This window comes from Dyadobacter sp. 22481, from assembly GCF_052044875.1.
In the GTDB taxonomy this organism is placed as follows: Bacteria; Bacteroidota; Bacteroidia; order Cytophagales; family Spirosomataceae; genus Dyadobacter; species Dyadobacter endophyticus.
Genome location: NZ_JBQENV010000003.1, coordinates 1,447,117 through 1,472,031, shown reverse-complemented (window position 1 = coordinate 1,472,031; position 24,915 = coordinate 1,447,117). Strand labels below are relative to the sequence as shown.

At 51.1% G+C, this 24,915-nt stretch carries 19 protein-coding genes; 17 read left to right on the top strand and 2 right to left on the bottom strand.

Going from position 1 to position 24,915, the window contains the following annotated elements; genetic code table 11:
• Window positions 1-207 precede the first annotated feature (207 nt).
• Window positions 208-540: a hypothetical protein gene (locus ACTJJJ_RS24890; protein WP_426291906.1), complete on the top strand. Its 333-nt coding sequence runs from the start codon at window positions 208-210 to the stop codon at window positions 538-540.
• 188 nt (window positions 541-728) lie between these two features.
• Entirely contained in the window at window positions 729-2,405 is a 1,677-nt protein-coding gene (locus ACTJJJ_RS24885) for a glycosyl hydrolase (RefSeq protein ID WP_440703341.1), read from the top strand.
• On the opposite strand, the gene ACTJJJ_RS24880 is transcribed toward ACTJJJ_RS24885, so the two are convergent.
• Complete coding sequence (locus tag ACTJJJ_RS24880) at window positions 2,402-5,344, bottom strand: glycosyltransferase family 2 protein (protein ID WP_440703340.1); 2,943 nt, start codon at window positions 5,342-5,344, stop codon at window positions 2,402-2,404. The two genes, ACTJJJ_RS24885 and ACTJJJ_RS24880, sit on opposite strands and share 4 nt — an antisense overlap.
• Window positions 5,341-6,591, bottom strand: coding sequence for a glycoside hydrolase family 2 TIM barrel-domain containing protein (locus tag ACTJJJ_RS24875; protein WP_440703339.1), 1,251 nt, complete (start codon window positions 6,589-6,591; stop codon window positions 5,341-5,343). Before ACTJJJ_RS24875 ends, ACTJJJ_RS24880 begins: the two co-directional genes overlap by 4 nt.
• Before the next feature lie 255 nt (window positions 6,592-6,846).
• On the opposite strand from ACTJJJ_RS24875, the gene ACTJJJ_RS24870 reads away from it, so the two are divergent.
• The 15 genes from ACTJJJ_RS24870 (at window position 6,847) to ACTJJJ_RS24800 (ending at window position 24,910) form a co-directional block, all read left to right on the top strand.
• Window positions 6,847-7,485 carry a GntR family transcriptional regulator gene (locus tag ACTJJJ_RS24870; protein WP_188936732.1) on the top strand — a complete coding sequence of 213 codons (639 nt, stop codon included), beginning with the start codon at window positions 6,847-6,849 and terminating at the stop codon, window positions 7,483-7,485.
• 302 nt (window positions 7,486-7,787) lie between these two features.
• Window positions 7,788-10,970, top strand: a complete 3,183-nt coding sequence (locus ACTJJJ_RS24865) for a SusC/RagA family TonB-linked outer membrane protein (protein WP_440703338.1) — start codon at window positions 7,788-7,790, stop codon at window positions 10,968-10,970.
• A 12-nt stretch (window positions 10,971-10,982) separates the two neighbouring features.
• Window positions 10,983-12,566, top strand: a complete 1,584-nt coding sequence (locus ACTJJJ_RS24860) for a SusD/RagB family nutrient-binding outer membrane lipoprotein (RefSeq protein ID WP_188936730.1) — start codon at window positions 10,983-10,985, stop codon at window positions 12,564-12,566.
• Window positions 12,567-12,577: 11 nt separating this feature from the next.
• Window positions 12,578-14,641, top strand: coding sequence for a glycoside hydrolase family 20 zincin-like fold domain-containing protein (locus tag ACTJJJ_RS24855; protein WP_440703337.1), 2,064 nt, complete (start codon window positions 12,578-12,580; stop codon window positions 14,639-14,641).
• Between the two features lie 169 nt (window positions 14,642-14,810).
• On the top strand, window positions 14,811-15,596 hold the full coding sequence (locus tag ACTJJJ_RS24850; protein ID WP_440703336.1) for a creatininase family protein: 786 nt from the start codon (window positions 14,811-14,813) through the stop codon (window positions 15,594-15,596).
• A gap of 154 nt (window positions 15,597-15,750) precedes the next feature.
• On the top strand, window positions 15,751-16,131 hold the full coding sequence (locus ACTJJJ_RS24845) for a RidA family protein (protein ID WP_188936723.1): 381 nt from the start codon (window positions 15,751-15,753) through the stop codon (window positions 16,129-16,131).
• A gap of 30 nt (window positions 16,132-16,161) precedes the next feature.
• Window positions 16,162-17,106: a 3-hydroxyacyl-CoA dehydrogenase family protein gene (locus ACTJJJ_RS24840; RefSeq protein WP_440703335.1), complete on the top strand. Its 945-nt coding sequence runs from the start codon at window positions 16,162-16,164 to the stop codon at window positions 17,104-17,106.
• On the top strand, window positions 17,103-18,236 hold the full coding sequence (locus ACTJJJ_RS24835; RefSeq protein ID WP_440703334.1) for a mandelate racemase/muconate lactonizing enzyme family protein: 1,134 nt from the start codon (window positions 17,103-17,105) through the stop codon (window positions 18,234-18,236). Before ACTJJJ_RS24840 ends, ACTJJJ_RS24835 begins: the two co-directional genes overlap by 4 nt.
• Window positions 18,233-19,171: a DMT family transporter gene (locus tag ACTJJJ_RS24830; RefSeq protein ID WP_188936716.1), complete on the top strand. Its 939-nt coding sequence runs from the start codon at window positions 18,233-18,235 to the stop codon at window positions 19,169-19,171. Before ACTJJJ_RS24835 ends, ACTJJJ_RS24830 begins: the two co-directional genes overlap by 4 nt.
• 13 nt (window positions 19,172-19,184) lie before the next feature.
• Entirely contained in the window at window positions 19,185-20,141 is a 957-nt protein-coding gene (locus ACTJJJ_RS24825; RefSeq protein WP_188936715.1) for a dihydrodipicolinate synthase family protein, read from the top strand.
• Window positions 20,142-20,209: 68 nt separating this feature from the next.
• On the top strand, window positions 20,210-20,953 hold the full coding sequence (locus ACTJJJ_RS24820; RefSeq protein WP_188936714.1) for an SDR family NAD(P)-dependent oxidoreductase: 744 nt from the start codon (window positions 20,210-20,212) through the stop codon (window positions 20,951-20,953).
• Between the two features lie 11 nt (window positions 20,954-20,964).
• The gene (locus ACTJJJ_RS24815) at window positions 20,965-22,047 is read left to right on the top strand and encodes a hypothetical protein (RefSeq protein ID WP_440703333.1); all 1,083 of its coding nucleotides are present in this window, start codon (window positions 20,965-20,967) and stop codon (window positions 22,045-22,047) included.
• A 12-nt stretch (window positions 22,048-22,059) separates the two neighbouring features.
• Window positions 22,060-23,448, top strand: coding sequence for a Gfo/Idh/MocA family protein (locus tag ACTJJJ_RS24810; RefSeq protein WP_440703332.1), 1,389 nt, complete (start codon window positions 22,060-22,062; stop codon window positions 23,446-23,448).
• Window positions 23,449-23,644: 196 nt separating this feature from the next.
• Window positions 23,645-24,202, top strand: a complete 558-nt coding sequence (locus ACTJJJ_RS24805; protein WP_440703331.1) for a hypothetical protein — start codon at window positions 23,645-23,647, stop codon at window positions 24,200-24,202.
• 141 nt (window positions 24,203-24,343) lie between these two features.
• A complete protein-coding gene (locus ACTJJJ_RS24800; RefSeq protein ID WP_440703330.1) occupies window positions 24,344-24,910 on the top strand; it encodes a carboxymuconolactone decarboxylase family protein in 567 nt (188 codons plus the stop codon).
• Window positions 24,911-24,915: the final 5 nt, after the last annotated feature.

Here is a 24,915-nt window from a genome sequence, read left to right as displayed (position 1 = left end):
GTACGTAAATTTACTTGCCTATAAATCAGAATGTTACCGAAGGATCATTGAATCGACCGTTTACTAATCAATTTGCTGAAATGTCCATGGCAGCAGCGAAGTTTGTACAGGTTTTACAAGTGCTGCTGGTATGAAAGTTTTAGGGGAGCCCAAGCTTGGTCAGCAGTTCAGCATATTCACCGATCCTTAATTCTTAAAAGACAAGTCATGATTCACGAGAAAATTTTTCAACTAAAAAGCGGCAGGGAGGTCAAAGTCGTTGTAAAAAGTTACTTCCTCCATGATAATCCGCAGCGCGACACGGATTGCGAGATTTTAATCCGCGAACCCAAAGAGAAACACTTTCGCACACCGATCGGGGTCAACCACCCTCAATACTGGAAAATGAAGCGTTCCAGCGCACAACAAGCCAAGGTGATCCTGATGGAATACAGCGGGATCACGCAGCGCCAGATCAACCAGGCCATTACCGAATTTAACCGGATTCTCAGTTACCCGCCAGCACACATCGGGATGCTCTATGAAAGCGAGCTGGTTTAAGCAACGGTTAAATTTTCACATCAGGCACTGAATAGAATTAAATAACGCACACTAATACCGGGCATGGTTGGACACCGCAGAGTCTAATCATTGCCCGGTTCTTTTTTGTACATATATTAGCTACCTTCTACGCTTCGACGTCATTGAATTTACTAATTTAAGCCCGTCATGCATTTTTTCGGGCCTCTATGAAGTTTAAAGGTGTTTTACTCATTGCCGCGCTGACATTGACCGCGGTAACCGCAGGCTATGTAATAAGGTTCTCTCCACTTTTTAAATCGGATGGCCATTCTGCTGACGTGCTGAACGCCGCCTTTGCAGAGCAGCCTGTTGGATATATCAACAGGGCCGATTCCATAGGCGTGGCCAACCCGGACCTCCAACACATTTCAATTCAACTTCATCCAAATACGACAGAGGCGCCGCTTGCTGCTGCGCTAAAAGGGCTCGTTGCCGACAAGGACTTACTTCTGACAGTAGTGGCCGGCCAGGACGGGGCGTTAGGTATGGTGACCGACGGTGCATTCGACGATGCACTGCGTTCCCTCTGCCGGCTATTGCCTGACGCAAAACGCGTTTACCTTCGCTGGGACCCCGATATGGAAGTGCCCGTGCAACGCTATTCGTGGCAATACCAATCTCCGGTCGATTATATCGGGGCATTCAGGCATGTGGCTAAAACTTGCCGGAATACAAAGCCCGCTTTGCAAATTATGTGGTCACCGGCCGGTTACCCGGGGACGGAAGAGTACTGGCCGGGAGGCGATGTGGTAGACGCGATTGGAATCTCGGTGAATGGCCCAAGCGAGCTGGCGGCGACGGCTTTTCCACGGGATCCTGACCTAAGGACCTCGCTCCGGAGAAAGTTAATTCGGACGCGGTTGATGAACAAACCGGTTTGGGTGTTTGCTACCGGTAACGACAGTCTTGTTAATGCATTGCAAAGTGATTTAAGGGAGGCGGCAAAGGAGCTCAAACGTGATTCTGCATGGCTTTTTCAGGAATACGCGATTAACCCGCCGAAGGGCAGACCAGCCAATGCTCCGCCGCTTTTGGGCGTGTATGATCCGAAGCAGACGCTTGCGGGTGCCAAAGCCGTGCAGGCAGAGCATTTGTTTGTCGACCTGGTGAATATTCAAACAGGCAGTTTTGCGAGGGATTTCGAGGCAATCGTGGGGCGTGGGCACCAGGCGATCGTGTCCGTAGAGCCCTGGCGCGACGGCAAGGTCCGAAAGGATTCTTCGGTGTTGCAAAATACTATTCTGGGCGTTTACGATGAGGAGTTCAAATCGCTCTTTTACACGATTTCGAAGACTAATCTTCCGGTTTACGTCCGTTTTGCACACGAAATGGAAATACCCATACATAGGTATTCCTGGCAAAGCCAGGACCCTGTTTTGTACATCAAGGCTTACCGGCATTTTATGGAGCTGGGGAAGGGAGTGAAAAATGTTAATAAAGTGTGGGGCCCTGCCGGGGACAGAGGTTCTATGGAATGGTATCCGGGTGACGACGCGGTCGACTTCGTCAGTATCGCCATCTACGGCTTACCGGATAAAAATATTACCGATCCGACGAAACAGGAATCTTTCGAAACGATTTTCAACCGCAAGGTATGGCGCATGCGTTGGACCTCCAAACCAATTTTTATAACGGAATTTGGTGTGAAAGGCCCGGAAGACTTCCAGGCCGAATGGTTGGAAAAAGCCGGGGCGGTATTAGCTGCCCACGGGGAAGTGGTCGGTGTATCTTATTTCAATCTTGCCGATAACCCGGAGGTCTGGGGTGATATCCCTCCGCCTGACTGGGGTATCACCCAATCTACTTTCGATCGCTTCGTAGGGGCATTGAAATCCGGACGTTAACGGTCCCAGGCTTTTTTCGCAGGTTCCAGCGGCGTATTCAATTCTGATTTGACGATGGCACTTACCGTTTCGCCCCGCAGGACGTACAGGTACAATTGATACAAGGACGGATGTTTCGGAATGGTCAAAGTCAACCGGGGCCCGTTTCCGGCATCGGTCATTTCAACAGGATTGTTGAAGCCGTCCGTTCTGACAAGTTTCCATTCAAGCTGAATGCCATTTATTGGTCCATTAAGAACTTTCCATTGGCCATTTTGGAGGATAATCGCGTGGTAATCCAGCAGGGTACCTTCGAATGTAGCGATGGCTGGTTTAAGAATTTTGAAATGTGGGACAGGTAGGGGAGCTTCTCCGCCGCTCCATATCGACTTCAGTATTTGCAATGAATGCTTCGGCCTGCCGGCATAGTCGTGCAGGCCATCAAAACTTACGTGCTCGACAATCTTTTCGTCCTGCCAGTTGGAAATAAATGTTCCGGCCTGCCGTTCCCGGGAGCTTGCCAGTCCATCTGCGCCGATGTAGCTGAAATAGTAAGGAACTGTAATCTTCCGAAGGGTCCCTTCTACGGGTTTTTCCCCCACGTCCGTCAACACCAGCCCGAATGCATCAATCGCGGGTGCAACCTGCTTGATCAGATAGGCGAGCTTTTGAGTTTCGGCATTTATTTCAAGATCTACTGTAACCGGACGTGAACCGTCGATTTTCTTAATGGCTTCGCTGGTTTTTTTTAACCAATACAGATATTGCTTTTGCTCCTCGGTACTTTCTGAACGGCGGTGGCGCTGAATGGCGGCATTGCCGATGTTCCAGGACACAATGTGTTTTTGATATTGGAGCCGGCTCACGGTGGCCAGTATTTCACTGGCAAGGTCGTCGGCACCGCTTTTATCCGCTACGAAATCAAGCGTTTCGGGTACCCAGAAAGTATAATGCACCCGGATTCCCGCCCGCCCCGTTGCCTTCATTATATTGTAATCATAAATGCCGGGACCGAAATGCCGGATCGCATTGATGCCCGCCTGGCTCATTTGCGCGAGGTCGGCTTCAAGCTCGTGCTTTGTGAATGCCGGGTACCGGCGCGACCAGTTATGGCCTTTGGTGTAGTTCACCCCACGCGTCCCTTTAAAAAATGCAACGGATTTTTGTGTGCCTTTTGCATTAGGCTCACGAACGCCCATCGCGCGGAAAAGTGCGGGAACATCAGGCTGCCGTGGAGGTTTTCGCTTTGTCAGGCTGAGGGCATATACCTGGTTCTCAATCGAGATGGCCAGGTTTTGTTCGAGTTGGGGATTGAAACGTCTGAAATATACGATGAAGCTGATAAGCAGCACGGTGATCAGAAAAGCCGAAGTCCTCACACCACTGTAAATGCGTCTGCGCAGAATCCAGAAATTGCCCTTCAGTTCCTTAATTGCCCCAAATGCAGTACTCAGGAAGCGAGAAGAGCCGGAAAATTGACGGATTTGCTGTTGTCGGCTTGCGGCGATATTGAAGCACATGAAGAAGCAGTTCAGGCCTGCAAACCCGGCCATAATAAGATTGTATGGGTTCAGGTCCTGATACAGGCCGTAAGCGATGGCCATTAAGGATATGCCGAGTACTGCCAGGTTCGGGACGTTCAGCGGCCAGTTGTTGGCTTCGTTGCCATCCTTTGGCGTAGGTACGTAAGGGATTTTCTTGCCTGAAATCGTGTAAAGGACACCCAGAATGAAAACCCACCAGGTCCCGATCATCAGCAGGCCCCCTATCACGTGAAATCCGCGTTCCTCATCCTCCATTACCCACCATTGCACAAAATGCCGGATGAGGATAATGCAGGAAACCATCGGCAGACTGACCAGCAGGAAATCTGTAAGGTCGAAATGCATCGGGCTGACGTCGAATATCAGCGCCAGGATGGGAATCAGGAAGTTGATCAGGAAAATGAAGCCCGACAAATAATGCAAGGGGATCGTCCCGTAATGGATGCGCTGGCTCCACGTAAACTTGGAGAAAAGCTTCGGATAAACGTGCACAAACAGGTCAAACACCCCGCGCGACCATTTCAACTGTTGTTTGTAATAGGCTGATAGGGTCGAAGGCACCAGCCCGCGAGCCAGCACGGCGGGCACATACATCGACTTCCACCCCTTCGCATGCAGTTGCATGGAGGTATGCATGTCCTCCGCCAGCCCAGCCGCATGTCCGCCAATGGATTCCAGCGCGGTGCGGCGGAAAGTACAGTTCGCGCCGATTGCGAGCACCGTTCCATAGTGGTTCATGGTCATCATCATCGGGCCGTAAAACTGGTAGGTTTGCTGAGCGGCACCTTTGGCTATAAGGCCCTCGTCATGATTTTTGTAGGCCTGCACAATTTGCACGTAGCCGATTTCAGGGTTGTCGAAATGCGAGACAATCGGGTCGAGGAAGTCGGGGAAAGGGACGTGGTCAGGGTCGAGCACCACACAAAGTTCTCCTTTTGAAATGCGCAATGCATTATTAATGTTCCCGGCTTTGGCGTTCCGTTTGTCAGTGCGCGTTACGTGATGCACACCCAGTCGCGCGCAGACCTCCCGCAGGTAAGGATCATCAGCTTCGTCGCACAGGTAAGTTTCATGCGGATAGGTAATGGCCTGTATCGCAGTCAGTGTCTCTACGATCATTTCGTAAGGCTCGCCTGCGCAAAAAGTCGTGAAAATGTCAACCGTATACCGGCGTGTGAGCGTCGGTGTCGCAGGAACGGTGATGAACAGGTAATGATACCACTCGTGCAGCACCTTCAGGCAGGTGAAAACAAACGTCACCACTAGCATCCAGTATAGTGGTGCAAAGCCCCTGACCGCCTCGGAGAGAATACTGGAAAGAAAAAATCCCATCGAGACCAATCCGAAGAAGATCATCAGCCGCAGCATGATCAGCTGCTTCCGGGAGGGAGGTTTTACGTATAATGCTTGCTTCATGGTGCTCCTACAACATAAAATGGGGTGTTGCATGAAGCGAAATTCCCCTCATTGTCATAAATCGTTGCAAAAATCCGGTAGGGCCCTTCCTCCTTCGGTGTTGGAAATGTGAGGCGGAGGTTTTGGCCGGAGTTTTCTGCCGTTGCGACCGGCATTAGCTTCCGCGTGCTGTTGATCCCGTTTTTGCGATACCAGTCTTCCCGAAAGACCTGCCAACGGATCGATCGGATGCGGTCGTGCCCTTTAAAAAGCAGCACTTCCGCCGATGCCGGTACAGCCGGGTTCAGCAGCACATTGTCGCGCGCGCCCTGGCCATTTAGCAACATATATTTTACCTCGGGGTAGATGACCGGCGATGGTTTGCCCGTCCAAAGCCTCTGCATTGTACCGACAGCCTCCGAAGCATTGCCGTTTTCATCGAATATACTGAACCACGTATGGGTCGTTTCCTGCTTGTTACCCCAGAAGAAAATACAGGCGCCCAAAAAACGGGGATCTTCGAGCGGCATGTACCGCTGGTATTGCTCCTGGTAAATCTCGGCCTTCTTTTTACTGGTGTCCTCGATGTATGCACCCCAGGCGGTTTGCTCAGTTCCCTTCCATGGTCCGTTGATACCCCATTCAAGCAGCATGTAAGGGCCTTTCCAGAGCCAGGCAAGATCGTCGAGGTCGTTGCGCAGCAAGGGTAAATTACTGAAAATGTTGAAAGAGATCACGTCGATGTCGCAACGCAATAGGATATTGAAAATGTATTTTTTATTGAAGTTCAAAACGGTGGTTGTGACCGGATGGTCGGGATCTTCCCGGTGGATCATGTCGGTAAGCGCGTTGAACGAGTCGTAAAAATTTCCGTATGTCCATTTGTAAGGGAAGTCCAATTCGTTCCCCAGGCACCACATTAGCACCGCAGGATGGTTTCTGTACCGTTTGATAACGGATTGCAATGCGCTGTAACGGGTTTTGGTAATTTGAGGATTAGTATAAAAAGGGATATCGCCGCTATTAGGTAGCGGAAGGCCTACGATTACCGCCAGATCGTGTCTTTGCGCGCTGTCGAGAATTTGAGCAAGGTTTGTGGTATCCCAGGTACGCAGGGTATTTCCGCCGGCATCGCGTAGTTCGCGGAAATGGGAATAGCCTCCGGCACCCCTGATGTCGTAGGGTACTCCGTTTCTCACCACCTTGTAGTGGCCATCGCGCTCGTCGATGTACACCTTGGCCGATTGGTTTGGTTGTTTTTTGCGCAAACAGCCCGACAATATAGTTGAAAGTGTCAAAGCTAGCAGCAGCAGTGATTGAATACGGGTAGACAAGGTAGTGGGTATTTGTAACCGGGCGATATTCCCAGAGTAAAATACGGTAAAAATGACTTAAAACTGAAATGCTTTTCGAGTTAAGTCTCAGAGTGTTGATCTTACACCGATACAGAAGTTTATGATTATTGCTTACCTTTATATGAAAAGTTTTGGTTTACTAAATTTTGAATTATTGTTTACATTGGAATGAAAGAAGACTCACTTTCGAACAGGGCCTACACAGAATTGCGGAAAAAGATACTTTCGAACCAGCTCACTTCGGGTACGCGGCTCAAAGAAGATGAATGGTCTAAGAAGTTGGATGTCAATAGAATGGCAATCCGGGAGGCGCTGACGCGGCTTTTAGGTGAACAGCTGATTGTGCAAGGGGAAAAAGGAGGCTTTTTTGTGAAGACGCTAACGCTTGAAGACAGCCACAAGATCCGCGAGCTTCGCGAGATCCTGGAAGTGGGTGCATTGCGGTTGCTGATCCAGAAAATCACAGCCGGGCAGATTTCCGAACTCGACCGTATTTGCGATGACTTCTCCTCGATGGTTGAGCGCGGGTATTTTGGCGGTGCATGTGAGGCGGATGTTAAATTTCATGAGACATTGATAGAATGTGCTGGTAATGAGAGGCTTGTTGATTTGTACCAGGCCAGTAATATTCCTTTGTTTCACCAGAAACTGGGTAAAACCCAAACGCATATGGACGACTACGAGCTGACGGACCAGGAGCATCGTGAGATCGTTGCGGGAATTAAGGATCGTGATATCAAGCGCGCGGAGGAAGCACTTTTAAAACATCTCATACGCGGTGAAGTCGCGTCAATGGATCTGGCGTGACAGATCAATAATACATTTTGTGTTCCACAGGCCGGTTTCTGCTCTTGAAACCGGCTTTTTTTTTGCCAAAGGAATTTCTGTTCAAAAGGATTGCGGTCGACGCGTATTTGGCTGGCTGTCGTATTCTCGATAGATCGTTTGCTTTTAGTGACAAACAATAATTTTTTCTAAATTTTTTTGTTGACAAAAAAATAATATATTTGTTAACATAATTTAGATAGCCTCTTGTGCGCCCACCTCGTCCGGGGATAGGCGTTTTTCGTTGCCCTGTTAAACCCATTACTGTTCCGAAATCTTCGTTTATGAAAAAATCTCTAAAATTCCCGGAATCTCTTCCTTCTGAGATTCCTTTGCTGCGGTTTCGTATACGTAACCGTTTTCGGGTTCTCTCGCTGCTGATATGTGTGCTGGCGGTAGCAGCCCACGTCAGTGAGACCTATGCACAGCAGAGTAAAAAGATCACAGGGAAAGTCATCGACCAGAAGGGCGCGCCGGTGCCCGGGGCGTCTATCGTGGTAAAGCATTCTACTTTGGGGGCCATTGCCGACAAGGATGGCATGTTCGACATTTCGGTGCCGGAAAGCGCCGCCTCCGTCGTGGTTTCGTATATCGGCATGAAGACGCAGGAGGTGCCGATTGGGAACCAGAGCGCACTGGGAGAAATTACGCTGGCGGACGACGCCATGGGCTTGCAGGAAGTGGTGGTAACGGCGCTGGGGATCGAGCGGGCAGCCAAGACGCTCACCTACGCAACCCAGAAAATAGGTGGCGATCAGGTAAATGAGGTCCGGGATGCCAATTTTACCAACACACTTTCAGGAAAAATCGCCGGGCTCACCATTACGCCTTCTGCGAACGGCCCCGGTGGTGCCACCAGGATCGTTTTGCGGGGAAACCGGTCGATCCAAGGCTCTAACAATGCGCTGATCGTCGTGGATGGCGTGGCTATCGATAACTCCACGCCCGCAGGCCAGGTAGGCTACGACGCGGGCGGGCATAGCGGGAGCGACGGGGCATCGAGCATCAATCCCGACGATATTGAGTCGATCAATGTGCTCAAAGGTGCCGCGGGAGCCGCACTTTACGGTAGCCGCGCTGCAAACGGGGTGATTATGATCACGACCAAAAAGGGAAAAAGCGGGAAAATTAATGTGAATGTCAATTCCGGCGTGACCATTGATAAGGCACTTGTTACACCGTCTCTGCAGAATACTTACAGCCAGGGATCGGGCGGCGTTTACTCAACACTTACTAACGGAAGCTGGGGTGCTCCCATTACCGGCCAGAGCGTGCAGGATTGGACGGGTAATACCGTTTCATTGAAAGCATATCCCGACAATGTCAGGGATTTTTTCAAGACTGCGGTGTCCACAAATAACTCGGTGGGAGTGAGCGGCGGCTCGGAGAAAGTGCAGTCCTATTTTTCTTATGCCAATAATTATATCAATGGAATCGTGCCCCACAACAGGCTGTCCAGGAATACTTTCAATGCAAGGTTGAGCTTCGATATCACGAGCCGGCTTTCTGCGGATGCCAAAGTGACCTATATGCTGCAGAATATTTTCAACAAGCCCGGCGTGGGAGGCGACGGTATGGTGGTGGCCAATACATACCGGATGCCGCGCAGCGTTGATCCCGAAACCCTTAAGTCTTATAAAAAAGTAGATGTTACCGGCGTGGAAACACCTACTTTCTGGACCACCCCCGACGCGGTTTATATGAATCCATACTGGACGATCAACAATACCCATCGCGACGAAAACCGCAGCCGCGTAACAGGATTGTTTGTTTTGAGATACAAACTGACCGACTGGCTGAACATCCAGGGAAGGGTGAGTTCGGATAGTTACAATGATTTTATCAGCCAGAAATACGCCAACAATACCGTCAACTATGCCCGCCAGCCGGGTGGATATTATTCCGAAGGCAATGATTACATCGCCGAGCGTAATGCCGACCTTTTGCTGACCGGTACAAACCACATTGCGCCGGATTTGAAACTGACGTATAACCTGGGTGGTTCAATTCTCAACCGGAGTATGCGGCACCGGATCAATGCAGCCGACGGGCTTGGCTTCGCCAACAAATATGACCTGAGCTATGCCACAACACTTAAAACGGAAACTGCTACGGCGAGAAGACAATTGCAGTCGCTGTATGGAACAGTTCAGTTCGGCTACAAGGATTACCTCTTCCTGGACCTGACCGCCCGCAACGATTGGTCGAGCACACTGCCATCGCCCTATTCCTATTTCTATCCGTCCGTAGGTCTGTCGGCAGTCATTTCCGAGATGGTGAAGTTGCCGCAATGGGTGAATTTGGGTAAAGTACGGGGGTCGTTTACGAAGGTCGGTAATGACGCGGATCCTTACCTGCTGGGTCAGACGTATACTTATATCCGTGGGGGTTTTGGGGGCTACATAGCCAGCAGCAGCACCAAAGCAATTGCGAATCTGAAACCGGAATTGACTCAGTCGATTGAATTGGGGACCGAATGGCGGTTCTATAACAATCGCCTGGGCATCGATTTGACCTACTACAAAACCAATTCTAAAAACCAACTACTGCGCGTAGCGTCACCGGCTTCTTCGGGCTATTCGACGTTGAATGTGAATGCCGGGAATATTCAGAACAAAGGATTTGAAGCAGTGCTTTCGGTAAAACCGGTTGTTGGAAAGGATTTTAACTGGAATATCGGGCTGAACTACGCGGTGAATAACAGCAAAGTTGTGGAGCTCTACGACGGCGTTAGCCAGTTGTACCTGGGGTCGTCCACGAGCGTGCGTACGGCAACGCCATTGATTAAGGAAGGCGGCGCTTTCGGGGATTTGTACGGCTATAAATGGAAAACACTGAACGGTAAATATGTGGTGAGCGACAAAGGTGTGCCTGTCAAAACGGACGCGGTCGAGAAACTGGGTAACTATAACCCGAAATTCTCAGCCGGTTTTAGCAATAATTTCAGCTACAAGAACTGGGCGCTTAATGTGCTCGTGGACGGCAAGTTTGGAGGTGTGATCACATCGGGTACTGCCGCGCAAATGGCCGCTAACGGTACGGGTATAGATACCGAAAAATTCCGCGACGCGGGATCGTGGGTAGTCGAAGGTGTAACGGCTGAGGGAGCTCCGAATACCAAACCGGTTAATGCGGAAGCATTCTGGCAGACGGTCGCGCAGGGTGATTATTCCTGGGGAGAGTTTTTCACTTACCATGCCACCAACGTTCGCGTACGCGAATTATCGCTTGGTTATGATTTCAAAAACCTGCCTGGTTTGCTCAGTTCGGCAAGGTTATCGGTGGTCGCCCGCAACCTATTCTTCATTTACCGCGGCAATGCGATACTCGACATTCCCGGCATTGGCAAGCGGAAGATGGATTTCGACCCTGAAATGAGTTTCGGTAACAGCAATTATCAGGGTATCGAGTATTTCAATTTGCCATCGACCAGGAACATAGGATTGAACCTCAAACTATCATTCTAAAAACAGCTCATTATGTTGACCAGGATTAAAAATATAGGTCGGGGACTCACGAAAATGCTGCCAGTGGCCATTGTGGCTATCCTGGCGGGCTGTACCGACAATTTCGATTCGCTGAATACCGACGCTACCAAGATCAGCAGCGTGGGTAGCAAGGAATATCCGTTCATGTTCGCCTATGCGTTAATGAGCCCGACACTCAGTCCCGACAACTTCGAGGTGGGTGAGGGGACGATCGCCTCGGTGTACTCCCAGTTTTTGTCGCAAGCCGCGCATTCGTTCCCGACCGACCGCTACGTGATCCGGCAGGATTGGATGCCCGCGTGCTGGAACCCGGTGTACACGGCTGCTGCACCGCAACTGAAAACGATTATTGCCGGAACGGAAACGCAAAGCGCCGAGAATGCGCTGGCGAACATCTGGTGGGTTTGGATGTTTCACCGCGTTACCGATTACTTCGGGCCGATTCCCTACTCCGATGCCGCTTCGGGTAAGCGGTATGTTTCCTACACGCCGCAGGACTCGGTTTATTACGACTTTTTTAAACGGCTGGACGCAGCTTCGGCAGTTCTCAAATCGCGTTCAGGCGACAAGCCGTTCGGTACTTACGACCTGGTTTATAACAAAAATGCAGCGCCGGCGACGGCCTGGATGAAATTTGCCAACACCCTTCGCTTGCGTTTGGCATTGCGGATCTCGAAAGTGAACCCGGAAATGGCTAAGCAGCAGGCGGAAGCGGCTGTTGCGGCAGGCGTGATCACCGACATCGCCGATGATGCATATATGCCGAAATCGACCACTACTTATGCCGAGTACAATGGTTTAGCCGTTACGGCCGGCTGGGACGATGTGCGCATGAGTGCTTCGATGGAATCGATTCTGAAAGGGTATGGAGATCCGCGGCTGCCGATTTATTTCCAACCGTCCGTTTCGACGGGGACTTACGAGGGTGTCCGTAACGGATTGTTCACGTCGGAAAAAATCGTCGATATCAACTCCCGGCTTTTCAATTCCAATATGGGAACCCGCTGGGCCACCTGGGTAGGAAACGATTGGAAAACCACTTACAACGTGCCGCAAAACATCCTGCACGCGGCTGAGGCCTATTTCCTTCGGGCGGAAGGTGCCCTTAATGGCTGGAATATGGGTGGGACGGCCGAAGATTTTTACAAAAAAGGCATTCAAACTTCCATGGCACAATGGGGTGTCGCCGACCAGGCGGCTATTGCGAAATACATCTCGAATACAGCCCTGCCCATTGCGCCAAAGGATGGGATGAATTCGCCTGCGGTAAACGACTATCCCGTGAAATGGAGTACCTCGGAAAGCATGCAGCGTAAGCAGGTAGCACAGCAGAAATGGCTCGCGTTGTTCCCGGACGGCATGGAAGGCTGGGCTGAGGTAAGAAGAACAGGGCTTCCGAAGCTGTATCCGGTCGTTCACAGTGAAAATTCAGATTTGCCGGAAGGTACATTCATTCGCCGGATGCCTTTTTTGGATACTGAAAAACAAACCAATGCCGCTGAGGTTGAAAAGGCCGTTAAAATGCTCGGCGGGCCCGACAATGCAGCGACACCGCTTTGGTGGGATAAAAACTGAACACTAAACAAATGCTCAACCGCCTTTTCATTGCCTGCCTGCTCATTACCCGTGCTTTTGCGCAAAACACACCTGTACTTCTCCCGCAGCCGGAAACGGTACGCTATACGGACGAAAAACTGCCGGTATCGAGGCTGACCGTTTGGATTCCCGCTTCGGCGCCTAGTGAGGTACGATTTGCTCTGGAGGAGTTGAAGGCCATGCTTGGTGAGTCTGCCGGGGAAAGTATAAAAAAAGCGCCGTCTGCTGCCCTGGCAACATTTCAATGGGTTGTACGGGAGCCAGGTGGTGCATTGCCGGAAGTTTCTGAAATGAACGGCAAGAGTGAAAGGGAGCATTACAAGCTGACCATCTCGGGCAGGGGTGTACGTGTGGATGCGCGTACTTCCGCGGGATTGTACTATGCCGTGCAGACATTGCGACAGCTGATAACCGGCCAGGGCAAAACTGCATTTATCCCCGGAGTAGTGATCGAAGACCGGCCTGCGCTCACCTACCGGGGAGTGATGATGGATTTCGCCCACGGCGGCCTGCCGACTGTCGCGGAAATCAAACGGCAGATCGACTTTCTGGCACGGTGGAAGACCAACCAATACTATTTTTATAATGAGGTTAGTATTGAATTGAAAGGCTATCCGGCAATCGGGTACCGTTCGGGTTACACCCAGGCGCAAATCCGCGACATTATTGCCTATGGAAAGCAGCGGCACATGGACGTGGTGCCGTTCCTGAATTTATACGGGCATTTGCACGAACTGCTGAGGAATGAACAATATGCAGATCTGGCGATCGGGCAGTACGGCCATGAGCTCGACCCGCGCAAGCCGGCAACAAATGCGGTGCTGAAAGACTGGATCAGCCAATATGCCGAACTTTTTCCGGGGCCATTTATTCATGTCGGGTTTGACGAAACCTGGGAAACGAAGCGTATTGCCGACGATAAAGACGTGCGTATCAATGCCGAAGACCTTTGGGTGCAGCAGCTTGCATTCGTAGAGGGGGAGTTGAAAAAGTATGGTAAAGCCGTGCTTGCGTGGACGGATATGAACAATTACTATCCGGATATTATTAAAAAGATCCCGGAGGGAGTAATCCCCGTATTGTGGGAATACAAGCCGGACACGGTGGAGATCAACCGGTATCTTAACCCGATTTTGAGGGAGAAAAAGCCGTTTTTTATCCAGCCTGCCGTATCTGGCTGGGGCCATATCTATCCCGATGCCGCCTATACCTACGACAATATAGATCTCTTCCTGCAAGCCGGGGTGAAGCATCATGCACTCGGGTTCATCCATTCGGTGTGGACGGACCCGGTGGAGCCGTTTGTGCGGGCTTCGTGGCTGTTTATGGCTTACGGCTGCATCGGGGCATGGCAAGGATCGGTGCCGAAAAAAAAGCATTTTACAGAAATGTACAGTCGCGTGATGTATCCGAAAGTGGCCGGGGAAATGCAAAAGGCGTTTGATCATCTTGCTGCTGCGAATGCTTCCCTCGATAAATGCCTCGGGCGTAATACGAACGGCATGCCGCGCGGAACGATCATCGAAAGTTGGTCGAATCCGTTTTTGCCTTACTACCTCAAAAACACGAACGAACATGCCGCCGATTTCCGGAATGCACGTAAATCAGGCGAGGCGGCGCAGGCAGAGCTGATCGGGGCATTGGCTAAATGCAGCTCGCAAGATACCGCATTCATTCACTCCATGATCGTTACGGCAAGGTTGATGGCCTACACGGCGACGCGTTTTCTGTGGGCTAAAACGGTGTGCGACAGGTGGAACGAGTCGATGCTGGTGCGGAAGAAGAACGATTTCGTGGTTTATGACCTCGCATATCCATGTCATGGCCTGCTTGTGGATGTGATGGATGAAGCCGGCGAGCTCAAAACGGCCTATTCCGAGGCCTGGCGTTCGGAGTACATGCCCTATCGCCTCAATACGATGCTCGGCCGATTCGACGTGGAGTACGGATTATGGCAAAAGCTTTACCTTAAGGTGGTTAGCTATCGCATTGAAAACAGGTCCGATCACGTCGCTGACCAGCCATTTGAAGTGTTATTCAAGCCTGATTTTTAGGTTTCGAGAGAAAATAGCTGGCTGGATTGCTGCGGCTGCTTTATGAATTTGCCATGAAGAATTAGTGGTAAAATGATTGCCAAAGTTTTTTGTAAACTATTTTATATAAATTTTGTAAACAAAAAATTAATCAATACTTTTGATCAACAGCCTGTCCTGAACTTCCGTTATGTTATTCGCGAATCTGAATTATCCGTCGATCCGGACCTTGATTGAAGACGTGGTAGTAATACTTCCACTCGGCGCGATCGAGCAGCACGGGCCGCACATGACGGTGTCGACGGATACGGATATCGTTGCGCACCTTGCAGGTGCCGCGGAGGCATCGTTGCCTGATCGCATATTGCTTTGCCCGGCATTGCCGTATGGTTCCAGTCACCATCATTTGTCGTTCGGCGGGACGATCAGCATCAATCCGGCATTATACACACAGGTAATTGTGGATATGGTGGGCTCTTTGCTGCAAAATGGCTTTCGAAGGATCGTGCTGTTGAATGGCCATGGCGGTAACATTACCCCGGTGAAACAGGCCCTGGCGGTCCTCAGTGCCGATTTTGAGCAGGCAAATGCTGTCAATATTGCCCTGGTGACGTATTGGGAGCTGGCCGGAAGGCCGTTCGCCGGCGAAGCGCCGATGGAAAGTCCCGCGCTGAGCCACGCCTGCGAGTACGAAACAAGCATGATGCTTCACCTCTTTCCTGAAAAAGTATGGATGGAGAAAGCTGCGCGCGCCGAACGACCACCCAGCAATGGCTACATTCCCTGGGAAGACGATGAGCCTTACCGGGGCGTAACACTCTTTAAACAAACGACGTACATTTCCAGCAATGGCAGCAGCGGAGAGCCTCAAAAAGCCACCGCGGAAAAGGGCGCGCATTTGATCGGTAAGGCAACGGAAGCGTTGGTGACGTTTATGCAGGCTTTCGCAGGGTGGGAGATAGGTGGGCGGTTGTAGTCAGGTGTTGTCAGGGATGGCCAGAATGAGTGAGAGATAGTCAGTTGAAGTAAAATATCTTATCAGATAAACGACAAGTAATCGGCGGTTGGCAGTCCATGGTCGGCGGTCAAACAGCCCAATCGTTCACAAAACCCGGCAAACGCCCCACACCATGCCCAAACAAGAAATTAAGCACCCGGATAAAAATGTCAGCACCGGCGCGTATTCAGCCGGTGTTTTGAAAAACGGCTTACTGTTCGTGAGCGGGCAGGGGCCGCTGGACCTGGCGACGGGCGAGGTAAAACATGGCACCATCGAGGAAGAGACATTGCTTACGCTCGAACACGTGAAGAAGGTCGTGGAGGCGGCGGGCGGCACGGTCGACGATATTATGAAATGCACGGTGCATTTGGAGGATATCAATGATTTTGACCGCTATAATGTCGCTTACGCCTCGTTTTTCAAAGGTATTCTGCCCGCCCGGACGACCGTTCAGTCGGTATTGGCTGACGGGATCAAAATCGAGATCGACGCCATTGCGCTGATCGGCTAGTTTACGCACTTGGTTTTTGCATTAATCACAATGAGCTTAAAAGAACGCATCGGCACAGTAGGACTTGGGTTAATGGGCAGTAGCATCGCGACTTGTATCCTGGCGGCGGGGCATAAAGTTACCTCGCTGGTCAGGGACGAAAGTGAGATAGAACCTGCCCGTAAACGTATTCTGGGCTTCCTGGTAGAACTTCACAACGAAGGCCTGCTGAAAGAATTACCCGAAACGGCGGTCGGACGTTTAACCATTACTACCAACATAGCACACCTGGTCGACCATGAAGTGGTAATCGAGTCGATTACCGAGGATGTGGAGGCTAAAAAGGCCGTTTACAAGGCATTGGAAAATGTGCTTTCAAACACCGCCATTATCGGCAGCAACACTTCGGCCATCCCGGTTTCGGTTTTGCAGGCCGGTTTATGGCATCCCGAAAGGCTGCTGGGCATTCACTGGGCGGAGCCGGCGCATATTACCCGGTTTATGGAGGTGATTTGCGGAAAGGATTCGGATGTGAAATACGCCGGGGAGATGGTGAAGCTGGCCGAAAGCTGGGGGAAGCAACCTTCTCTGCTTCGGAAGGATATTCGCGGGTTTATTACCAACCGAATTATGTATGCAATGCTGCGAGAGGCATTCAATCTGGTGGAAAACGGCTATGCGACGGTCGAGGACGTCGACCGCTCGCTGCGCAACGACCTGGGCTACTGGATCACATTCGCCGGGCCGTTCCGTTTCATGGACCTGACGGGCATTCCGGCTTATCTGACGGTAATGAAGGATCTGTTCCCTGACCTCGATAACCGGCAGACTACCCCTGAAATGATGGAAAAATTGGTAGCCTCGGGTGCGAGGGGCGTGGGCAATGCGCAGGGATTTTATCCCTACACCAAAGAAAGCGCCGAAGCATGGGAAAAGGCATTTAGCGAATTCAGCTACGACATTCGGAAGCTGGCAGAAAAATACCCGCAGGAATGACAACAATCGTATCGGTCCGCGCCACGGAAGTAATCGTGCCGGCCAGGCCGGGAAGCCTCAATTCGGAAACGGTACTCGACAAGGACAGCGCATTCGCACAGAAATTCCTGACTGGCGAAAGCTGGACGGAGTTTGCCAACCAGCCGAAATGGATCGTCGAAATGACCCTCGCGGACGGGCTTACAGGCATAGGCGAGACCTATCGCAGCGCTTCCGGCGACCTCATTCGCGAAAGTATGCAGGAATTCGTAGGCAAGGATATATTGAAACTGAACTGGCGCCGGCTGCCTGTGACCGACCAGCGTATTTACGAGGCATTCGAAAGCTGTGTGCTCGACCTGGCCGGAAAGCTGTTGCATGTGCCGGTGTACCAGTTACTCGGAGGCGGTTACCGCGAAACGGTCGATTGCATGGGCTGGACGGGCCGGCGAACACCGGAAGATGCCGCTCAGAAGGCGTTCGAAGCGATGCAGAAGGGCCATAAGGTGTTCAAATTCAAATGCTCTGACGAAGACCCGGTGCGACTTTGGACTGAAGAGATCAAAAAGAAATGCGGTGACGGTATTAAAGTCCTGCTCGATCCGAACCAGCGCTGGGACGATGTAGGCACGACGATGAAATTGATGGAAGGAGTCGAAATGGAGGTGATGTTGGGGTTGGAAGACCCTGTCAGGCATGCGGATGTCGAAGGTTTTAAATACCTCAAAAAACATCTTGGTATACCATTATACCGGCACATTTCGCTCCCGTACACGCAGGACATTCGCGACATGATCACGTTCGTACGTGCCGACGCGGCCGATGGCTACAATTTCAATGGCTCGGCATACAATTGTGTGCTGCTGGCTGAGATCGCACATCTGGAAGGCAAGCCCTGCTGGCGCGGGTCGGAGGTGGATTTGGGGGTTTCGGAAGCAATGGGCCTACATATCGCGGCGGCGAGCATTAATTGTACTATCCCGTCGGACATTTTTGGGGAGCTGGTGCGGGTAGACGACCTGCTGGCCGAACCCATTGCATTCGAAAACGGAGCCGCGAAAGTGCCGCAGGGAGATGGTCTCGGCGTCGCGCTCGATTGCGAAGCGCTCAAAAAATATCAAACCGGAAAAATCCTAACGGCGCACTTATGAAGAAAGCCTTTTTATCGTGGACTATCCTGTTCTTCTGCAACCTGATCTGGTCGTTCCATTTTACGTGCATTAAACTTACGCAGGATCAGGTGGGGCCATATTTTACGGTGTGGCTGCCGATGTTGCTGGCTACGATTTTTCTCGCGCCCTATGCATGGAGAGACTTCAAAAAGGGAAATAAGAGAATCAGGGACGTTCTTATTTTCGTGCAACTGGCTGCCATAGGCGCATTTCCCTCTCAGGTACTGATGACCTGGGGCACGCAATATTCTCTTGCAAGCAATGCAGCCATCCTGATCCTCGCATTGCCGGTCGTGACGGCAGTTTTCGCATTTTTTATATTAAAAGAAAAAATGAACCGCATTCGGTGGATCAGCTTCGGGATCGCGATCGTAGGCGTGCTGCTTTGCTCGACGGACGATATCCGTAACATGGACATGAGCTCGCAATATGCGGTGGGTAACCTGCTCATATTCCTCGCAATCCTGGGCAATGGCTATTATAATGTAGGCTGTAAAAAGGTTGCCGAGCAATACACCGAGATGGAAATGGTGTTTTACACCTACCTCGTGATGGTGATCCTGCTGGCGCCGCTGGTGTGGTATTACGAGCCGGAAATGTTTTCCGTGATACCGGATTATACCGCCAGAACCTGGACCGGCATGATCGCGCTCACGCTCTTTCACAACTTCCTGTCGATGCTGCTGTTTTTTAAAGTGCTCAGATATCTCGATGCCACGCAGGTCGCATTGTCCAATTACCTCATAACGTTCATGGGATTGCCTATCGCCGCTTTCGTTTTGGGTGAAACATTGAAGACCCAAGCCATTATCGGCGGTGCGCTGGTACTCGCTTCCACATTGATCCTCACGATTGTAGATAGCAAGGCGGCACGGCAAAAGAAGGAGGAAGAACTGGTTAATGTCAATCCATAAAAAAACAAAGAGTATGAATGCAGATAGCGAATTGTTCGGCGTCGTGCCTATTATCCCGACGCCATTTACGGAAAACGAAGAGATTGACGAAGCAGCCCTGCGCGACCTGATCGATTTTGCCGTTTCGAGCGGCATCGAGGCGGTATGCCTGCCTGCTTATGCCAGTGAATTCTACAAGCTGACCGACGACGAAAAATTGCAGGTCGTGCGCGTAGCCGTGGAGCATGCGGCCGGGCGCGTGAAGATCGTCGCGCAGTCGAATCACCCGTCATTGAAACAGGCGATCAGGCTGGCGCAGGCGAATGTGGCTGCGGGTGCGGATGTGGTATCGCTTGCGGTGCCCCGGATTTTCAGCCTGCCGGAGGAGTCGCTCAAAATCTACCTTTCCGAGTTTTTGCAGTCCATACCCGATACCCCGGTGTTAATTCAGGATTTCAATCCCGGCGGTTCATCTATCAGCGTTGGTTTTATCACTGAATTAATGGCTGAAAACCTGAATTTTAAATACCTCAAACTCGAAGAGCCGCTTTGCGCGCCCAAGTTTGAAGGTATTATCAGAGAAACCGGCGGGAAAATCGGGCTTTTTGAAGGCTGGGGAGGATTGTATATGCTCGAATTGATTCCGCTGGGTATCCGCGGTGTAATGCCGGGGCTGGCGGTATCGGACATTTTGCAGAAAGTGTTCACGCTGCGCAACCAGGGCGCACACCAAAAGGCTTTTGACCTGTTCGAAAAGGTGATGCCCCAGATATTTTTCTCCCTCCAAAACATGGAACTGTTCCATTATGCGGAGAAGGAGCTGCTAATGGCCCGCGGCATCCTTAAAAACAGCATTGCACGCAAGGCGGCGTATATACCCGATCCATCATCGGTTTCCTATATTAAGGAATTAAATCAGAGGGTATTGGATGTGTTAAACGACGAAACGTGGGAAATCAGGTCATTGGAAACAACCTTATCGAAAGCGTGATTAGAAACAAAGAAAAGAGTATTTTTAAAACCAGCAAAACTAAATACACCACTAAACGCGCTGGTAAAATGAACACTTTCGAGAATCAGGTGGCCGTCATTACGGGTGCTGCTTCCGGTCTGGGGCTTGTAATCGCCCATAAGTTACTGAATGAAGGCGCCAGAATAGGTTTGCTCGACTTGAACGAGCAGGCATTGGATGACGAATTCGTAGGTAATGAGGAGCGCGAGGAGCTCATCGGCGTGGATGTTACCGACGAGCAGCTGGTTGCGGCGGCGGTGGCGCGCGTGGCGAAGCGTTTTGGTAAAATCGATATCCTGATCAACTGTGCCGGGATTACGGGTGCTACCAACATCAAAAGTCACGAGGTAGATACGGTCAATTTGCAGAAGGTGTTCAATATCAATTTCATGGCTAGCTTTTATACGGCGAAGGCGGTGCTTCCGTACATGCTTGAAAACAACTACGGCCGGATCCTACACATTGCGTCCATTGCCGGAAAGGAAGGAAACGCCGGTATGCTGGCCTATTCGGCCTCGAAAGCGGCGGTGATCGGGATGACCAAAGTGCAGGGGAAAGAATATGCCGAGACTGGCATCACTGTGAATGCATTGGCGCCGGCGGTGATCCGGACACCCCTGGTGGACGCAATGCCCGAAGCGCAGGTTAAATACATGACCGACAAAATTCCCATGAAACGTTGCGGCACGCTCGAAGAAGCTGCTAACATGGCCGCATTCATTGTTTCACCGGAGAATAGTTTTACAACCGGCTTTACATTCGATCTCTCGGGCGGCAGGGCGACTTACTAACGACTTTCATCATGCAGAATAACCCACTAAACTTCATTGCTCCCATTGAAGGAGACGTGCTCCATGCCTTCGACGGCCGTTTTTTAGATGGTAAACTGAAAATTACGGTAAAAGTTGCCGCGCCGGAAGACGCTGAAATCTTTGTAAATGGCGTGCAAGCCGAGCGTGCCGACGGCCATTTCGAGGCAGAGGTGTTTTTAGAAGGACATAAAAACCGGCTGGAAGCGGTAGATCGGGTGAGCGGCGAAAAAATCGGCATTCATGTTTTTTGGCTTAGTGATTTCGCCGGGCATTACCGGTTGTCGATTGACGATAATATCTGGTTTTTGCGTGACCTTCAGCAGAATAAAGAGCACTATCACTCCCTTTTCGATAACCCCTATCTCGGTTTTTTGAAACAGGTCAATGCGGAATACGGGACCAAAATCCACCTAAACTTATTTTACCAGACCGACGGATTCAACCTCTCTGATTTTACAGACCAATACAAAAATGAATGGAAAGCGAATGCAGACTGGCTTCGGCTTAGCTTCCATGCATTGCAGGAGTTTCCCGACATGCCGTATGTGAATGCTGGTTATGAGGAGGTGAAACGCGATTGTGACCTTATTATGAATGAAATCCGAAGGTTTGCCGGTCAGGAAGTTATGCATTCGGTGACGACCATTCACTGGGGCGAAGCGACTGTCGAAGGCTCGCGGGCCATGCGTGATGCGGGTTACGTGGGGCAGGTAGGGTATTTCAATGTGGACGATAACCTGCCATCTGCGTCATACTACCTCACAGCCCAGCAGCGGAGGCATCTCAAAAAGCGCTTTGTATGGCGCGATACGGCAGAGGATATCACTTTCGTGCGTGCCAGCATCGTGATCGATACCAAAAAGCTGGAAGATATCAAACCGCACCTCGACGCGCATGAAAAGAGCGGTTCCAAGCCACCCTACCTCGATTTGCTGGTACATGAGCAATATTTCTATCCGTCCTATTTCAACTACCAGCCCGATTTTCGGAACAAAATTCTCACCGCAGTCCGCTGGGCGAAAGAAAATGGTTATACACCGCAGTTTTTGAGCGAATCCATTTCAAATGCATAACCCGCGCCGCCGATGAATCAGCATCGCAGAGATTTTATTAAAATGACCGGTCTCGGACTTGCCTCGGCGGCATTGCCGTCAGGGGCGACCGGAATGCCGCTGGCAAACGCGACGAGTCCGCAGCAATTCAATATGTGCAATTTCGCTGCCCCGAAACTTGAAACGGTGCGGGTAGGCTTTATCGGCCTGGGAAACCGCGGAATGGCGGCGGTGGAGCGCCTGAACAAGATCGCAGGCGTGGAAATCAGGGCGGTTTGTGATTTGCGGGAAGGGAAAGTAAGCGAAGCTATTCAATTGGTGGCCGGTAATGGCCACAAGCCGCAGGGCTACCATACCCACGCAGATGCCTGGAAAAAGCTGAGCGAGCGAGGCGACTTGGATCTTGTTTACATTCTGACACCATGGGCATTGCATACGCCGATGGCCGTGTTTTCGATGAACCACGGCAAGCACGTGTGTGTGGAAGTGCCTGCGGCCAAGACGATCGATGAATGCTGGGAACTCGTAGAGACTTCGGAAAAAACGCGCAGGCATTGCATGATGACCGAAAACTGTTGCTACGACTTTTCGGAGCTGCTCACATTAAATCTGGCACGCAACGGGTTCTTTGGGGAGATCGTCCATGCGGAGGGCGCCTATATTCACAATTTGCAGGAATATGTATTTGACAAGGAGCGCTTTTACCAGTTTTGGGAGCTGAAAGAACTTTCGCAAAGGACTGGTAATCTCTATCCCACGCATGGCTTGGGGCCCATTTGTCAGGTAATGAACATCAACCGCGGCGACGCGATGGACTACCTGGTGTCGATGTCGAACAACGATTTTGTGATGGGCGATACTGCTAAACGCCTGGCTGTAAGTGATCCGGATTTCAAACCGTTCGTAGGGAAGCCATTTAACGGGATGATGAATACTTCGACGATCCGGACCAAAAAGGGTAAAACGATTGTGGTGCAGTTCGACGTCGCGTCGCCGAGGCCGTACTCCCGCATTCAGCTTGTGAGCGGTACCAAAGGCGCCGCATTAAAATACCCCGAACCGGCACGGATTTCCAAAGGCCATGAATGGCTTTCACCCGAAGAATACAAAGCGCTCGAAACGGCGCATACACCGCCTATTGTGAAGAAAATAGGCGAGGTTGCCAAACAAGTCGGCGGCCACGGCGGCATGGATTTCCTCATGGACTGGCGCACCATCGACTGCCTCCGCAACGGCCTGCCGCTCGATCAGGACGTGTACGACGCCGCGCTGTGGAGTTCCATTGGTCCGCTCAGCGAATGGTCGGTAGCGCACCGCTCCAACTCCATCGATGTCCCGGACTTCACCCGCGGCGCCTGGAAAACCAATGCGCCTATTGACATTTCGATGGAAAAAGGCGGGACCACCGGGGTGAGGCTCTGAGTCAGAATGGCTGACGAAAGGTATTGTGTTGGTTTAATAAGGAATTGTTCAGAACAAATGTAGTACTTGGGGGCGACCCCCTTACCAACGATGTGCCGCGGGGAGCTAAACACCAAAAATTTTAAATTACTTCCATAAATTTCAACACCATTTCCATACATTTGTACATACAGCATAAAATTTCAATATTTCAACATTGCGCAGGATCATTTCCATATTGTTGCTGGGGCTGCTGCTTTACAATATGGTGGGCTATTCGATAGTCTACCTGTCGGAGGAGCGCTATACCATCAGTTCTGAGGGAAAGGGCCTGGTGGAGCAGGCGGCAGGTTCTGTGGATATTGTGATCAAAGTGCCCGTGGCTGTCCCTTACCAGAATGACTGGGACGCACCGGAGCCTGTCCAGGGGCAGATCGAGCACGAAGGGCAGTTTTACCAGATGAAAAGCCAGCAGCTCATCAACGATACGTTATATGTGCATTGTGAGTTTGACCAGAACGCCCGCGACCGCTTTTCTGACCTCGTTTCGAAGATCAACGATCAGGTTACCGGCCAGGCATCAGATCCACAAAAAGACGCGCATTCGAGCATTTTAAAGAATTTCCTTAAAGAATACATGACCGCTGGTCGCCAGCATACGTTTTATGTGCTGGAATGGGAGCCATCCGATGATATGGCCCTGCAATTTCCCGTCAGATCTATTCTGCCTGAAAGATACTCTTCTATACCATCCCCGCCGCCGGATCTGGCCTAGTTCATCCCCTCTCATCCTTCCTGTAAAGAGCCTTGCGTTCCCCGCGCGTATGTGTGGATGCGTATATGCTCCCGGCTGCACATGTGAATGCCGCACACAGGAGGAAAGACCGATTTACTAACCCAGAAATCTTCCCTCACAATGGCGCATATTGCTCTACCCGATGAATCGCTGCCTGGCATTGTCGGACTGTTTAACTTCCGGCCTGAAACGGCTGGCCCGCTGCAATTATTGGCTGAAACGCTGCTTCGCGGCGAATCGCCGCTCACAAGTGGTGAGCGCGAACTGATCGCGGCACACGTATCGTACCTCAACAACTGCCATTTCTGCCATACGTCGCACGCTTCGGCTGCGATGGCGCATTTAGGCTGTGACCTCAGTTTGATCGACGACATCAAACAGGGTTTCCAGGTGATTGAGGTGTCCTCCAAACTTCGCGCATTGCTCAATATCGCTGCCAAAGTGCAAAAAAGCGGTAAGGAAGTGACCGACGCCGACGTTGCTGCGGCCCGAGCCGAAGGTGCCGCCGACAAGGAGATCCACGATACGGTACTCATTGCCGCAGCATTCTGCATGTTCAACCGCTATGTGGACGGACTGGGTACCTGGGCACCGCAAGACAACGAAGCCTACCGCGAAATGGGGCAACGTATGGCGTTTACGGGTTATGTGCGGTATCCGATCAAGCAAGATGCCATCGAGGCATAATCATT